This window comes from Lactiplantibacillus sp. 3062 (genome assembly GCF_055413545.1).
In genome coordinates this window covers 405,570-419,096 of sequence record NZ_JBVAYE010000002.1, presented here as the reverse complement: position 1 = coordinate 419,096, position 13,527 = coordinate 405,570, and the positions used below count along the sequence as shown (strand labels likewise).

Annotated in this window: 16 protein-coding genes; all 16 read left to right on the top strand. The window is 45.0% G+C overall.

What is annotated here, in order from left to right; all coding sequences use genetic code 11:
• Nucleotides 1-11 precede the first annotated feature (11 nt).
• The 16 genes from rpmA (at nucleotide 12) to ACWQAU_RS04895 (ending at nucleotide 13,504) form a co-directional block, all read left to right on the top strand.
• Entirely contained in the window at nucleotides 12-290 is a 279-nt protein-coding gene (gene rpmA, locus ACWQAU_RS04970; protein ID WP_003638594.1) for a 50S ribosomal protein L27, read from the top strand.
• A gap of 193 nt (nucleotides 291-483) precedes the next feature.
• Nucleotides 484-1,536, top strand: a complete 1,053-nt coding sequence (locus tag ACWQAU_RS04965; RefSeq protein ID WP_027821406.1) for a M24 family metallopeptidase — start codon at nucleotides 484-486, stop codon at nucleotides 1,534-1,536.
• A 70-nt stretch (nucleotides 1,537-1,606) separates the two neighbouring features.
• The gene (efp, locus tag ACWQAU_RS04960; RefSeq protein WP_003640346.1) at nucleotides 1,607-2,164 is read left to right on the top strand and encodes an elongation factor P; all 558 of its coding nucleotides are present in this window, start codon (nucleotides 1,607-1,609) and stop codon (nucleotides 2,162-2,164) included.
• Between the two features lie 49 nt (nucleotides 2,165-2,213).
• The gene (locus ACWQAU_RS04955) at nucleotides 2,214-2,672 is read left to right on the top strand and encodes an Asp23/Gls24 family envelope stress response protein (protein WP_003640347.1); all 459 of its coding nucleotides are present in this window, start codon (nucleotides 2,214-2,216) and stop codon (nucleotides 2,670-2,672) included.
• A complete protein-coding gene (nusB, locus tag ACWQAU_RS04950) occupies nucleotides 2,669-3,088 on the top strand; it encodes a transcription antitermination factor NusB (protein WP_003645163.1) in 420 nt (139 codons plus the stop codon). Before ACWQAU_RS04955 ends, nusB begins: the two co-directional genes overlap by 4 nt.
• 145 nt (nucleotides 3,089-3,233) lie before the next feature.
• Nucleotides 3,234-4,094 carry a bifunctional 5,10-methylenetetrahydrofolate dehydrogenase/5,10-methenyltetrahydrofolate cyclohydrolase gene (locus ACWQAU_RS04945; RefSeq protein WP_027821407.1) on the top strand — a complete coding sequence of 287 codons (861 nt, stop codon included), beginning with the start codon at nucleotides 3,234-3,236 and terminating at the stop codon, nucleotides 4,092-4,094.
• Nucleotides 4,087-5,430, top strand: a complete 1,344-nt coding sequence (gene xseA, locus ACWQAU_RS04940) for an exodeoxyribonuclease VII large subunit (protein ID WP_003645161.1) — start codon at nucleotides 4,087-4,089, stop codon at nucleotides 5,428-5,430. The genes ACWQAU_RS04945 and xseA overlap by 8 nt, the downstream gene beginning before the upstream one ends.
• Nucleotides 5,430-5,660: an exodeoxyribonuclease VII small subunit gene (locus ACWQAU_RS04935; RefSeq protein WP_003640351.1), complete on the top strand. Its 231-nt coding sequence runs from the start codon at nucleotides 5,430-5,432 to the stop codon at nucleotides 5,658-5,660. The genes xseA and ACWQAU_RS04935 overlap by 1 nt, the downstream gene beginning before the upstream one ends.
• Nucleotides 5,653-6,543, top strand: coding sequence for a polyprenyl synthetase family protein (locus ACWQAU_RS04930; RefSeq protein WP_027821408.1), 891 nt, complete (start codon nucleotides 5,653-5,655; stop codon nucleotides 6,541-6,543). Before ACWQAU_RS04935 ends, ACWQAU_RS04930 begins: the two co-directional genes overlap by 8 nt.
• A gap of 14 nt (nucleotides 6,544-6,557) precedes the next feature.
• Nucleotides 6,558-7,376, top strand: coding sequence for a TlyA family rRNA (cytidine-2'-O)-methyltransferase (locus ACWQAU_RS04925; RefSeq protein WP_003640353.1), 819 nt, complete (start codon nucleotides 6,558-6,560; stop codon nucleotides 7,374-7,376).
• Nucleotides 7,377-7,459: 83 nt separating this feature from the next.
• Nucleotides 7,460-7,918 (top strand): arginine repressor, encoded by a 459-nt coding sequence (locus ACWQAU_RS04920; protein ID WP_003640354.1) that lies wholly within the window; start codon nucleotides 7,460-7,462, stop codon nucleotides 7,916-7,918.
• A gap of 102 nt (nucleotides 7,919-8,020) precedes the next feature.
• Nucleotides 8,021-9,715: a DNA repair protein RecN gene (gene recN, locus ACWQAU_RS04915; protein ID WP_003645158.1), complete on the top strand. Its 1,695-nt coding sequence runs from the start codon at nucleotides 8,021-8,023 to the stop codon at nucleotides 9,713-9,715.
• Nucleotides 9,716-10,092: 377 nt separating this feature from the next.
• A complete protein-coding gene (locus ACWQAU_RS04910; RefSeq protein WP_003645157.1) occupies nucleotides 10,093-11,277 on the top strand; it encodes a betaine/proline/choline family ABC transporter ATP-binding protein in 1,185 nt (394 codons plus the stop codon).
• Nucleotides 11,274-11,903, top strand: coding sequence for an ABC transporter permease (locus ACWQAU_RS04905; RefSeq protein WP_003644316.1), 630 nt, complete (start codon nucleotides 11,274-11,276; stop codon nucleotides 11,901-11,903). The genes ACWQAU_RS04910 and ACWQAU_RS04905 overlap by 4 nt, the downstream gene beginning before the upstream one ends.
• Nucleotides 11,904-11,915: 12 nt before the next feature.
• Complete coding sequence (locus tag ACWQAU_RS04900) at nucleotides 11,916-12,851, top strand: osmoprotectant ABC transporter substrate-binding protein (RefSeq protein ID WP_003640358.1); 936 nt, start codon at nucleotides 11,916-11,918, stop codon at nucleotides 12,849-12,851.
• Nucleotides 12,851-13,504, top strand: coding sequence for an ABC transporter permease (locus ACWQAU_RS04895; protein ID WP_003640359.1), 654 nt, complete (start codon nucleotides 12,851-12,853; stop codon nucleotides 13,502-13,504). The genes ACWQAU_RS04900 and ACWQAU_RS04895 overlap by 1 nt, the downstream gene beginning before the upstream one ends.
• Nucleotides 13,505-13,527 lie beyond the last annotated feature (23 nt).

Here is a 13,527-nt window from a genome sequence, read left to right as displayed (position 1 = left end):
TGGACTTTACTATGTTAATGAACTTGCAATTCTTCTCTCACCATAAAGGTGGCGGTTCAACTGCCAACGGTCGGGATTCAGCTGGTCGGCGTTTAGGCGCTAAGCGGGCTGACGGCCAAACTGTTAAGAATGGTAACATTCTTTATCGTCAACGCGGAACTCATATTTACCCAGGTGTAAACGTTGGCCGTGGTGGCGACGATACATTATTTGCAATGGCTGACGGTGTCGTTCGTTTTGAACGCAAAGGTCGCGACAAGCGCCAAGTATCTGTTTACCCAGCAAAATAATTTTTGAAGAGCCTCTGCAGGGAGGCTCTTTTTTTGTGAAGCAATCTAGGGATACCCGCGACTATTATTGGTTCACGGGCCGCTTAGCCGTAAACGTAATTGATTGACGAATGGCCTTCAATAAATCATTACCTTCAGTTTTTGGAAAGTTTGGTATAATGAAGCGTGAGGTAATGATGGGAGTGACGAAATAATGAGTCGAGTTGAACGGTTACAAAATAAGTTTGATCAGTTAAAAATTGATGCGTTCTTAGTTTCAGATGGAGCTAATCTTCAATATTTAACAGGAATGGCTGATATGGCTGGCGATGGTTATCTGCTAGTACTGGCACAGGAAGCCTATCTGATTACGGATGCCCGTTATCAGACAGCTTTTGCCGGTCAGTATGATGACCAGCACCTAGTCATTACACGTGATTATCTGGGGGCCGTTTGTGATATTACCGGTACTGGGGTCATGGGCTTCGAGGCCGAGATTCCATATACAGCCTACAGTTACTTAGATGAGAACTTGGTCAGCGATTTGGTTGCGTTACCAGACGTGGTCGATGAGTTGCGCATCACCAAGAGTGTTGATGAGATTGACCGGCTACGAGCGAGTGCACGTTTGGCGGATGCTGGTTTCGAATACGTAACGAGTATCGTGCGACCAGGCATGCGTGAAATCGACGTTAGCAACCTGTTAGACGCGTTTATGCGGACGCACGGTGCAAGTGGGCCGTCGTTCACGACAATCGTACTTGGTGGTGCACGAGCGGCTTTGCCACATGGGACGGCTTCTAAAGCACTCTTGACGGCCGGGCAACTTGTTACTCTTGATTTTGGTTACTTTTTGGACGGGTACACGTCAGATATGACACGGACGTTTGCTTTAGGTACTCCGGATGATAAGTTGGTTACGGCCTACCAGGCGGTGCAGGCCGCTCAACAGGCTGTGATCGATCAGGTCCAAGCAGGAGCAGCCACTGCTCAACTGGATGCAGTTGGCCGCGATTTGCTGACAAAAGCGGGCTATGGTGACGCCTTCAATCATGGTATGGGTCACGGCATTGGTCTTGCCATTCATGAAGGCCCGTTGATCTCAAAAAACACGACTGGCACCTTAGTTGCAAACAGTGTGATTACTGTTGAACCCGGGGTATATTTCCCAGATTTAGGCGGAATGCGGATCGAAGATGATGTCTTAGTGACTGCTGAGGGCCATGAACGACTGACGACTGCAACTCGTGATTTACTGATTTTATAGTTAAGACAGTTGCCACAGCGGCTCGGTCTTGTTATAGTTATAAAGATATATTTGAGGAGGATTTTTAAAAATGATTTCAACTGCAGATTTTAAAAATGGTTTGACGATTGAAGTAGACAATGCAATTTGGCGCATCGTGGAATTCCAGCACGTTAAGCCTGGTAAGGGTGGCGCGTTTGTTCGTTCAAAGCTTAAGAACTTACGGACAGGAGCCGTTCAAGACAAGACTTTCCGTGCCGGTGCGCGGATGGAACAAGCGCCAATTGAAAAGAGTACGATGCAATACCTTTATGCCGATGGTGACAGCTATGTCTTCATGAATACGGAAACTTATGAACAAATTGAAATTCCTGGCGACCACATTCAAGACGAATTGAAGTTCTTGAAGGAAAACATGGAAGTTCAAGTAACGCTTTATAAGGGTGAAGTGTTGGGAATCGATTTGCCAAACACGGTTACTTTGGAAGTTGCTGAAACTGAACCAGGGATTAAGGGTGATACCGCTTCCGGTGGCTCCAAGCCAGCTACGTTGGAAACTGGTGCAATTATTCAGGTACCATTCTTCGTTAAGGCCGGTGACAAGCTGATCGTTAACACCGTTGACTCCACGTACGTTTCACGGGCTTAATTTTTAGAAAAACTAATACCGGCAAACATGGAATTGGAGGAATGTCAAAATGGCTGACAGTAGCAATATTACGTTACAAAGCAAAGAACCCAGCTTAGGACAAATTCAAATTGCACCAGAAGTGCTTGAAATAATCGTTGGTATCGCGGTAAGTCAAATTGATGGCGTTAACCGGATGCAAGGGACGATTTCTTCCAGTGTAAATGAGTTGTTCGGTCGCAAGAAGAATCTTGGTAAGGGTGTCAAGTTAACAATCGTCGATGATCAGATTAGTGTTGATGTGTTCGCATACTTGGACTATGGTGTTTCGGTACCAAAAGTCGCTTTAGCGATTCAAGATAAGGTCAAGCAACAAATCTTATTTATGACCGACCTCGCCTTAAGTGAAGTCAATGTCCACATCACTGGTATCGTGACTGAGAAGACTGAAAGTGCCATTGATCCAAACAACTTGTTTGGTGATGAAGATACCCAGACCGATGAAAATGAAGATGGTGAAGAATCGTGAGTTTAACGCGTCATGAAATCCGGGAAAAAGCATTTCAAGCTTTATTCGCGTTGAATGCTAACCCAGACGCTGATGAAAATCAGTTGTTCCAACAGTTACTCAACCCTGAAGAAGCGGATGCAGTTGAAATTCCCGCATATTTAAGTACGTTAGTAACTGGTGTTCGTGAACATCAAGTTGAATTAGACGCTCAAATTCAGCCTTATTTAAGTCAGAAGTGGTCGTTGGACCGACTGGCTAAGACCGATTTGATTATCTTACGCATCGCGTTCTTTGAATTGCAATTTGTTGACGACGTTCCAACTAAGGTCGCGGTTAATGAAGCAATTGAATTGACAAAGGCGTTCAGTGATGACCGCTCTCGGAAATTCGTTAGCGGGGTGCTTGGTAAAGTGGTTAAAAACCAAGCCAATTAGTCTAAAACCGAACAATCTTATGTTCTACCGTAAAAGTCTGGCGATTTGCCAGACTTTTTTTAATAACTTATTAGTAAACCGGTCATAAATCATTGTGGTGATATGCTAAAATAAGACCAGACAGAGAAAGAGGAGTGTGGCACTTGTGACGAAGATTATTGATGGTAAGGCAGTAGCTAAGAAAGTTAACGCGCAGACGGCAACGGCAGTAGCGGAATTGGCTGCTCAGGGAATTCAACCAGGGATTGCTGTAATTATTGTTGGGGACGATGCAGCCAGTCAAATCTATGTTCGAAATAAGAATCGTAAAGCCACTAAGTTGGGGATGCACTCCGTGGTGCGGCAGTTGCCAGCGACTACTAGTCAGGACGAACTGTTAGCCATTATTGCGGCATACAATGCGGATGACAGCATTCATGGCATCTTGGTGCAGTCGCCACTACCAGCCCAAATTAATGAACCATTGATCACGATGGCCATTGATCCTAAAAAGGACGTCGATGGTTTTCACCCGACGAACGTTGGTAAGTTGATCACCAATTTTCCAGGTAATTATCCTGTAGCAAATACGCCTCGCGGTATTATGACGATGTTGGCTGACTATGGGGTTGATCCGGCTGGTAAAACGGCGGTTGTTATTGGTCGGAGTACCATTGTTGGTAAGCCGATGGCCGCTTTGTTAACAAATGCTAACGCAACTGTAACGATTGCACATAGTAAAACAGCTGACCTAAAGGCGGTCACCCGGACGGCGGATATCTTGGTGGTTGCAACGGGGATTGCACACCTGATCACTGGTGCTGATATCAAACCAGGCGCGACGGTCATTGATGTTGGCATGGATCGTGATGAAAATGGTAAACTAGTGGGTGACGTCGATTTTGATTCTGCTCAAGGCATCGCAGGGTTGATTACGCCCGTTCCTGGTGGTGTGGGTCCAATGACGATTGCCACCTTGATGCAGACAACGGTGGAACTTGCAAAGTGGAGTGATGTAAGTGAGTGAAAGTCAACAATATTTGACAGTGACAGCTTTAACTCAGTATTTAAAACGTAAATTCGAGGTTGATCCGTATTTAGGTAAAGTGTACCTAACGGGGGAAGTTTCTAATTATCGTCCCCGGCCTAATACGCATCAATATTTCAGTTTGAAAGATGACCATGCCAAGATTTCAGCCATTATGTTCAAGTCGGCGTTTGCCAAGGTCAAATTTCAGCCTGAAGAAGGTATGAAGGTTCTGGTCGTGGGCCGGATTGGTCTGTATGAGCCCAGTGGTAGTTACCAGATTTATGTGGAACGCATGGAACCAGACGGCGTGGGTGCGTTGTATCAAGCCTACGAACAACTTAAAAAGAAATTAGCGGCTGAGGGCTTGTTTAGTGCACCCAAAAAGCCGCTTCCGCGCTTTCCAAAGCGAATTGCAGTGGTCACTAGTCGTAGTGGCGCAGTGATTCGCGATATTATCACGACTACTCGGCGCCGTTTTCCGATTGCGCAGATCGTTTTGTTTCCATCTCAAGTTCAAGGTGATGCGGCTGCGGCCGAAATTAGTCGGCAGATCGAACGTGCCAATGCGCAAGGTGATTTTGATACATTAATTATTGGGCGTGGTGGTGGTTCAATCGAAGATCTGTGGCCATTCAACGAAGAAGTGGTTGCGCGTGCAATCGCACAGAGTCAACTGCCAGTTATTTCATCCGTGGGGCATGAAACGGATACGACAATTGCTGACTTGGTCGCAGATGTGCGGGCGGCCACCCCAACTGCGGCTGCCGAATTAGCGGTACCAGTATATAACGATGTTTTATTACAATTAAAGCAAGACCAGACCCGCGTGTTCAATGCATTTCAGAATTTCGTTCAACGCGATCGACAACGACTTAATAAATTACAAACGTCGTACGTGTTTACTCAGCCGAACCGCTTGTACGAAGGGTATTTGCAGAAGTTAGACTTCTTAAATGAGCGACTTAAACAGGCTGGTCAAAATAACTTTAATCTGGCAAGCCAGCACTACCAGCGTGTTTTTCAACAATTACGACAGCAAACGCCGATTCACCAAGTTCGCCAGGCACAAACGCAACTGCTTAACTTGCAGCAACGGCTGAATCGGGGTACCCAGTTAGTCGTGCGGCAAAAACGGCAACAACTGACGCAGACCGTCCAATCGTTGGATCTACTTAGTCCGCTTAAAATCATGACGCGTGGTTACGCCTTTGTGACGGCGGATGAACAGGTGGTTCACGGGGTCAAACAATTGCAGCCAGAACAAACGGTTGCAATTCACATGGCTGATGGTGAGGCTCAGGCACAGATTACGAAGATTGATGGAGGAAAATAATGGCTGAACAACCAACTTTTGAACAGAATTTATCACAATTAGAGACGATCGTAAACCAATTAGAGCAGGGTGATGTTCCTTTAGAACAAGCCTTGGATCAATTTCAAAAGGGCGTGGCACTTAGCAAGCAGTTGCAAGCAACCCTTGAAGGTGCTGAAAAGACGCTCACTAAGATGATGAATGAAAATGGCGACGAAGTTCCGTTTGAGCAAGCTGACGCCAATGAATAAGCAATTATTAACTGAATTTGAATCCAAGTGGCGTCCTCAGATTAATCAGTATTTAGATGAGCAGCTTCAAGCGTGTTCTGACCAATCAACCCTGACTGACGCCATGCGTTATTCGGTACTAGCAGGTGGCAAACGGTTACGGCCGTTATTGACGTTAGCCATTTTAGATACTTTTGATATCACAACGACGGCTGCAAACTTGCGGGCAAGTGTGGCCGTTGAGTTGATGCATACTTATTCGCTAATTCACGATGATTTACCGGCGATGGATAATGATCAGCTACGACGTGGCGAACCGACTAACCATGTTAAGTTTGGGGAAGACGTTGCCATTCTTGCAGGGGATGCTTTACAACCGTTGACTTTCGAATGGATTGCGGATAGTGGGTTACCGGCATTGATCGTCGCTAATCAAACCTTAGCATTAGCGCAGGCCACCGGACCTCGCGGGATGGTGGCTGGTCAAGTTGCTGATGTCCTTGGAGCGGGACAACATCTGGCTTTGCCAGCCTTACAACAGCTGCATCGCGAGAAGACGGGGGCGTTAATTCACTACGCTGTCCAGGCAGGGTTGATTCAAGCTCAAGTGCAACCAGCCGTGCAGGAATTGCTATTACAATATGCTGATGCCTATGGATTGGCGTTTCAAATTTATGATGATATTTTAGACGTGACGAGTACGCCTGCTCAGTTAGGAAAAGCTACGCATAAGGATGCCGATGAACATAAGAATACGTATCCAGGTTTGCTGGGGCTTGCAGGCGCACGAACAGCGTTAGAACAAGCGGTAACAGCTGCTCAAACGGCGTTAGTAAAAGCTAGTGCTGCTAGTCAACGAGGCATGGGCTTGCTTGCAGCTTTTCTAACGTATTTTACAGATTAAGGACTTAAATTTAGATGGAAAAAGAACGAGTTGACGTATTATTAGTACAACAAGGATTATTTGATACCCGCGAAAAGGCTAAGCGTGCCGTAATGGCCGGTGAAATCTTAGGTGTCAACGAAGAACGCTTAGATAAGCCGGGCATGAAGATCCCAGTGGCAACTGAATTACATTTGAAAGGCAAACCGATGCCCTACGTTTCACGTGGCGGTCTCAAACTTGAAAAAGCACTCAAAAGTTTTGAAATTGACGTGACCGACAAAACGGTCCTAGATATTGGCTCGTCGACTGGTGGTTTTACCGACGTGGTTTTACAAAATGGGGCAAAAATGAGTTACGCCTTGGATGTCGGTAGTAATCAGTTGGTCTGGAAGTTACGCCAAGATCCGCGCGTGGTTGTGATGGAACATACTAACTTTCGGTATAGTAAACTGGCAGATTTCACGCAGGGGCAACCTAACTTCGCGTCCATCGACGTTTCATTTATTTCACTACACTTAATTTTGCCCCCATTACACGCAATTATTGAAAACGGTGGTTCAGTCGTTGCTCTAATCAAGCCACAATTTGAGGCTGGCCGTGAGAATGTCGGCAAACACGGAATTGTCCGTGATCCTGCTGTTCATCAGGCGGTGTTGACAGATATCGTGGAATTTGCGCAAGCGAATGGTTATAACGTTCTAGGGCTTGATTATTCACCAATCAAGGGTGGTGAAGGTAATATTGAGTTTCTAATTCATTTACAAGCTACCGATGAAACACCACGGATTGCGCCGACTGTGTCGATTGAAAAAACTCAGGCGGCCGCTTATGAACAATTAAATCAAGCTTAAAATTGAAATCCGGACTTTCATATTTATGCATTTTGGCTTATGATGTGTTTAAATAAGTATGAATAGCTACCGGGGGTGATCGGGTGAAGAAGCAAGAGCGCCAACGCTACATTAAACGATTATTGAGTTCGAACGAAATTGAACGTCAAGAAGACTTTGTCAAGCTGTTACGTGCTGAAGATATTGACGTGACACAGGCAACCATTTCGCGCGATATTAAAGATATGCAGCTGGTCAAGGTTCCCTCGGCAACGGGCGGTTACCACTATAGTATGCCAGTTCAGAAACAAATGGATACGGAGAAAAAGCTCAAGCGGACACTGAAAGATGCCTATGTCTCGTATGCGACTCAGGATAAATTTGTCCTCATCAAGGTGTTGCCGGGTAACGGACCAGCACTAGCAACGTTGATTGAAGCAATGCATTATGACGAAATTTTTGGAACGCTAGGCGATGATGCTCACGTTCTGATTATTTGCAAGTCGTTAGCGATGACTTTAGAGCTACAACAAAAAATTCAACGCTTACTGAGTGATCACTAATTAGTAAGCTATCTTCGACCTGCTCACACGTGTGTCAGGTCGCTTTTTTTCAAAATTAACTAACGGATGCTGGTAACCAATTGCTTTTAAGGAGGGCTTGCAGTGTTACAAGAATTATCAATTACGAACTTTGCAATTATCGAACACTTAGACATTGCTTTTGAAGCCGGCATGACGGTTTTAACTGGTGAGACCGGTGCTGGTAAGTCAATTATTATTGATGCAGTCGGTTTATTAGCGGGTGGCCGCGGCTCGGCAGAGTTTATTCGGACCGGTGCTGATAAAGCCGTTTTGCAAGGCATGTTTATTTTGCCGGCTGACGGCGTGACGGCCCAATTGTTGGATGAAGCGGGGATCGAACATGCGGATAATACCGTCATTCTACAGCGCGAGATTACTAAAAGCGGCCGTAATACATGTCGCATCAATGGTATGCTGGTCAATACGACGACTTTGAAACAGATTGGTGAAACAATTGTTGATATTCATGGTCAGAATGAACATCAAGAGTTGATGCAACCTGAAAAACACCTGGGATTGCTGGACGAGTTTGCCACCGCTAAAATTCGTAAATTGAAGCAGCGTTACCAGCAACAGTATGATCGTTATCAGCAGTTAAACCGTGAACTGCGGCAAAAGAATGCGAATGAAAAAGAGTGGGCTCAACGCTTAGATATGCTGAACTTTCAAGTGGACGAAATCGCAGCAGCACAAGTCAAAGTGGGTGAAGAGGCCAGTTTAACTGCGGAACGTGACCGCTTGGATAATTACCAAATGATCAATCAAGCGCTTCAACAGAGTTACACATTGTTAGCTGCAGGTGAGGAGACGACTGGTGCGGTTGATATGGTCGGTACGGCGATGAATGCACTAGAACCGATTGCTAATTTGGACCCCGCCTTTAATGAGATTACCGTGAATGTCAAAAATGCCTTTTATGGGCTGCAGGACGCGGCCGGTCAGATTTCTAATCAGCTCGATTTGCAAGAATTCGACGAGGGTCGCTTGGATGAAATCGAACAGCGGCTGGACGTTTTGGCCCAGTTAAAACGTAAGTATGGGGACTCTGAACAACAAATCTTAGATTATTACCAAAAAATCGCGGCTGAGTTAGCCAAGATGACTGACTCTGAAGAAAATAGTGAAGATTTGGCCCAGCGGGTCGCCGATCTGAAACAACAACTACTTACGACGGGCGAAGCGTTGTCCGATAAACGGCGGGCTGCGGCGAAAGTGTTACAACGACAGATCCATCAAGAACTCAAAGATCTGTATATGGATAAGGCAATCTTTGAAGTACGATTCAAACCGACTAAGGGTCAGATCTATCGGAGTGGTCTGGACAGTGTTGAATTTTATATTCAGACTAATCCTGGTGAGCGCATGCGCCCATTGGCTAAAATTGCGTCTGGTGGGGAACTCTCACGGATGATGCTGGCTTTGAAAACCATTTTTTCTGAATCACAGGGAATTACCAGTATCATTTTTGACGAAGTTGATACGGGCGTTAGCGGTCGGGTTGCTCAAGCGATTGCTGAGAAAATCAATGGTATTGCACACTTTTCACAAGTGCTCTGTATTACCCATTTGCCACAGGTTGCGGCGATGAGTGATCACCACTACTTCATTGCCAAGAAGATTACTGGTAAACGCACGAAAACGAGTGTGACTAAGCTGGATAATGCGGCCCGGGTTCAAGAACTGGCACGCATGTTGGCGGGAACTAAAGTCACTAAGTTATCGCTTGAACATGCGGAAGAGTTATTGCGACTGGCCGATGAGGAAAAAGATGATTAAGCTTAATTGATCGGTACCACAAGGGACGGACAACTATGGTCGGTCCTTTTTTGATGGTGTTAATTAGTGACGATAGTGTCGAGTGAGGTTTCGGTATTATTGCCAAGGCGACGATAATTCTTTACAATATAAAACGCAAATAGACGAAATATGGGTCAACGGACACGTTTTAATGAACTGTCGGGCTGGTTGGTAGTGGGTGGCTAATCTGAAGCTCCGACTACCAAAATATACCGTTAAAACGATAAAATGTTCAGTTTACATGTCATGACGTTTGCATTTTGCTTTCGTTATAAGTTATGCTTAATTACAGTACAGTTTATTCGGCAACGAAATAAACTGAGTAAATGATTGGAGTGATGAGGTTGTTTCTGACAATGGAACATTTGAATAAAACGTATCCTGGTGGCAAAGTAGCCGTTGAAGATTTTAATTTGGAAATCGAAAAAGGTGAATTTGTTTGTTTCATCGGGACGTCTGGTTCAGGTAAAACGACCACGATGCGGATGATTAATCGGATGTTAAGTCAGACTTCCGGTACCATTAAACTTAATGGTAAGGATATTAGCCAGATTGACCCGGTTAAATTACGGCGACAAATCGGTTATGTGATTCAAAATATTGGGCTAATGCCCCATATGACGATTCGAGACAATATCACTTTGGTACCACGATTGCTAAAGTGGCCCCAAGATAAAATGAATGAACGTGCTAAGAAGATGATCAAACTGGTGGAATTGCCAGAAGATTACTTGGATCGGTACCCGTCGGAGCTTTCCGGTGGGCAACAACAACGGATCGGGGTTGTTCGGGCGTTAGCAGCAGACCAAGATTTAGTATTGATGGATGAACCATTTGGGGCGTTAGACCCGATTACCCGTGAATCTTTGCAAGATCTCGTTAAGGATTTGCAGGAACGCTTAGGTAAGACGTTCGTCTTTGTAACCCATGATATGGATGAGGCGTTAAAATTAGCGACCCGAATCGTAATCATGGATGGTGGCGACATTATGCAAGTGGATACGCCAGACGGTATCTTACGTCATCCAGCTAATGAATTCGTTGAGAACTTAATTGGTAAGGATCGTTTGATTCAAGCACGGCCAAGTATTACCACTGTTGGGCAAGTGATGTTGAAAGACCCAATTGCCACCACACCAGGAAAGTCATTGACGGTCGCATTACGACAAATGCATGATAAACGCGTTGACTCGTTGTTAGTCACCGATGAAGCCGGCATCTTGAAGGGTGTGATCGGCATTGAAGACGTTGATTACAACTTTAACTCGGCTACTAGTGTGGGCGACATTATGAAGACTGATTTGTTCTATGTTCAGTCAAATTCATTGATTCGGGATACGGTCGAACGTATTTTGAAACGCGGCTTGAAGAACATTCCAGTCGTAGATGAACAACATCGCCTGGTCGGAATTGTAACGCGGGCCACCCTGGTCGATATTGTTTATGATGCTCTCTGGGGTGATGAAGACGAAGATGAAGCTGAAAATAATATTCATCATGGGGAGGACGATGCGCCCGCTGAAGGCGGTGAACAGGCATGATAACTTTCCTACAAAACTACGGCATGCAGCTGCTGGTTAAGACGTGGCAACACTTGTATATTTCGGCGTTTTCATTGTTCTTAGGCATTATCGTAGCGGTTCCGATTGGAATTCTGCTTACGCGGGTGAAGCCGATTGCGAATGTGGTCATGTCAATCGCTAGTATGTTACAAACGATCCCAGCGATGGCATTGTTGGCATTGATGATCCCGTTTTTCGGGATTGGTGCAATTCCAGCTATCATTGCGCTGTTCATCTATTCTTTATTACCGATTCTCCGCAATACCTATCTTGGACTGGAAGACGTTGATCCAGCCTTGATCGATGCGGCTAAGGGAATGGGAATGACCGGTTGGCAGTCAATTGTTAAAGTTGAGTTACCGATGGCAGCCCCAGTTATTATGGCTGGTATTCGATTATCCGCAACGTACGTTATTGCCTGGGCCGCGTTAGCATCATACATTGGTGCCGGTGGCCTTGGGGACTTTATCTTTAATGGGTTAAACCTCTATCGAACTGACTTAATTTTAGGCGGTTCAATTCCGGTGATTATCTTAGCCCTCATCGTTGATTGGCTGTTGGGTAAACTAGAAGCAGCGGTTACCCCAAGAACCACACAAGCGTAAGGGGGATTAAAGATGAAGAAAATTAAAAAGTGGTTGTTAGGTGTTTTCGCAACGGTCGCCAGTGCGTTATTATTGGCCGGCTGTGGCTTTCCGGGTTTGTCAGGAACTTCATCCGATACGATCCGGATTGCGTCACAAAACACGACTGAACAACAAATCATGGCGTACATGATTCAAGATATGATTAAGCATTATTCTAATTTGAATACGACGATCATTAACAATTTAGGTTCTGGGACGGTTAGTTTCAATGCCTTGAAGAATGATCAGGCTGATATTTCAGCGATTCGTTACACTGGGACGGACTTAACGACGATTCTGGGCGAAAAGATGGATCGGAGTAATATCAAGTCGATTGACCAAAAAGTTCGCTCACAGTTCAACAGCAAGTATCAAATGACCTATTTCCCAAGTTATGGGTTCGCAGATACCTATGCTTTTATGGTGACGAAAGCGACGGCTAAAAAATACCATCTAAATACGGTTAGTGATATGAAAAAAGTAGCCTCGAAGCTGACGGTCGGTTTGGATCAAATCTGGACTGAACGAAAAGGTGACGGTTATCCTGCCTTTAAGAAGTTGTATGGCTTTCAATTTGGGAAGACTTATCCAATGCAAATTGGTTTAGTTTATGATGCCTTGGAATCAGGTAAAATGGATGCCATCCTCGGATACTCGACTGATGGTCGGATTGGTAGTTATGATCTGAAGATTTTAAAGGATGATAAGAATTTCTTCCCACCATACAATGCGAGTGCGGTTGCAACGAACAAGATCTTGAAAGCTCATCCGAAGTTGAAGCCAATCTTGAATCGATTAAACGGTAAAATCAGCTTAAAGACGATGCAAAACTTGAACTATCAAGTTGATAATAACTTAGTGGAACCGGAAGTTGTGGCTAAACAGTTCCTTGAAAAACATAATTACTTTGAAGGGAGTGACAAATAATGGCTCAGATGAACTTACTGCAACAGTTGATATATTATTACCAACAAAACGGTGTGTACGTGTTAAGCCAGTTCTCACGTCACTTCTTGATTTCAATTTATGGCGTGCTGTTTGCGGCAATTGTTGGGATTCCAATTGGCATTTTCATTGCCCATCATAGTCGGTTGAGTGCGACAGTGATCGCGATTGCCAATGTGATTCAAACGATTCCGTCACTAGCGATGTTATCAATCATCATGATTGGTTTGGGCTTAGGTGTGAACACGGTAATCGTCACGGTCTTTTTATACGCATTGCTACCGATTATCAAGAATACCTATACTGGAATGCAAAATGTGAGTGCTAGTATTTTAGATTCCGGTAAGGGGATGGGGATGACGCGTTGGCAATTGTTACGAATGGTGGAGTTGCCACTGTCACTTTCCGTCATTATGGCTGGACTCCGGAACGCATTAGTGTTGGCTATCGGGATTACGGCCATTGGGACCTTCGTTGGTGCCGGCGGTTTAGGGGATATCATTATTCGAGGAACCAATGCTACGAATGGTGGTGCCATTATCTTGGCCGGGGCGTTACCAACAGCTTTAATGGCAATCATTGCTGATACGGTCTTGGCTTGGATTGAAAAGCGTGCTGATCCAACTCAAAAATAACGTCAGTGAGCGACAAGTAAAAG

Bases quoted from the DNA above. Each gene is read 5' to 3' on its own strand.
- ACWQAU_RS04935 (WP_003640351.1), top strand. From the start codon at position 5,430: ATGGCTGAACAACCAACTTTTGAACAGAATTTATCACAATTAGAGACG.
- ACWQAU_RS04900 (WP_003640358.1), top strand. From the start codon at position 11,916: ATGAAGAAAATTAAAAAGTGGTTGTTAGGTGTTTTCGCAACGGTCGCC.
- efp (WP_003640346.1), top strand. From the start codon at position 1,607: ATGATTTCAACTGCAGATTTTAAAAATGGTTTGACGATTGAAGTAGAC.
- ACWQAU_RS04905 (WP_003644316.1), top strand. From the start codon at position 11,274: ATGATAACTTTCCTACAAAACTACGGCATGCAGCTGCTGGTTAAGACG.
- ACWQAU_RS04930 (WP_027821408.1), top strand. From the start codon at position 5,653: ATGAATAAGCAATTATTAACTGAATTTGAATCCAAGTGGCGTCCTCAG.
- rpmA (WP_003638594.1), top strand. From the start codon at position 12: ATGTTAATGAACTTGCAATTCTTCTCTCACCATAAAGGTGGCGGTTCA.
- ACWQAU_RS04910 (WP_003645157.1), top strand. From the start codon at position 10,093: ATGGAACATTTGAATAAAACGTATCCTGGTGGCAAAGTAGCCGTTGAA.
- ACWQAU_RS04965 (WP_027821406.1), top strand. From the start codon at position 484: ATGAGTCGAGTTGAACGGTTACAAAATAAGTTTGATCAGTTAAAAATT.
- ACWQAU_RS04925 (WP_003640353.1), top strand. From the start codon at position 6,558: ATGGAAAAAGAACGAGTTGACGTATTATTAGTACAACAAGGATTATTT.
- ACWQAU_RS04955 (WP_003640347.1), top strand. From the start codon at position 2,214: ATGGCTGACAGTAGCAATATTACGTTACAAAGCAAAGAACCCAGCTTA.
- ACWQAU_RS04895 (WP_003640359.1), top strand. From the start codon at position 12,851: ATGGCTCAGATGAACTTACTGCAACAGTTGATATATTATTACCAACAA.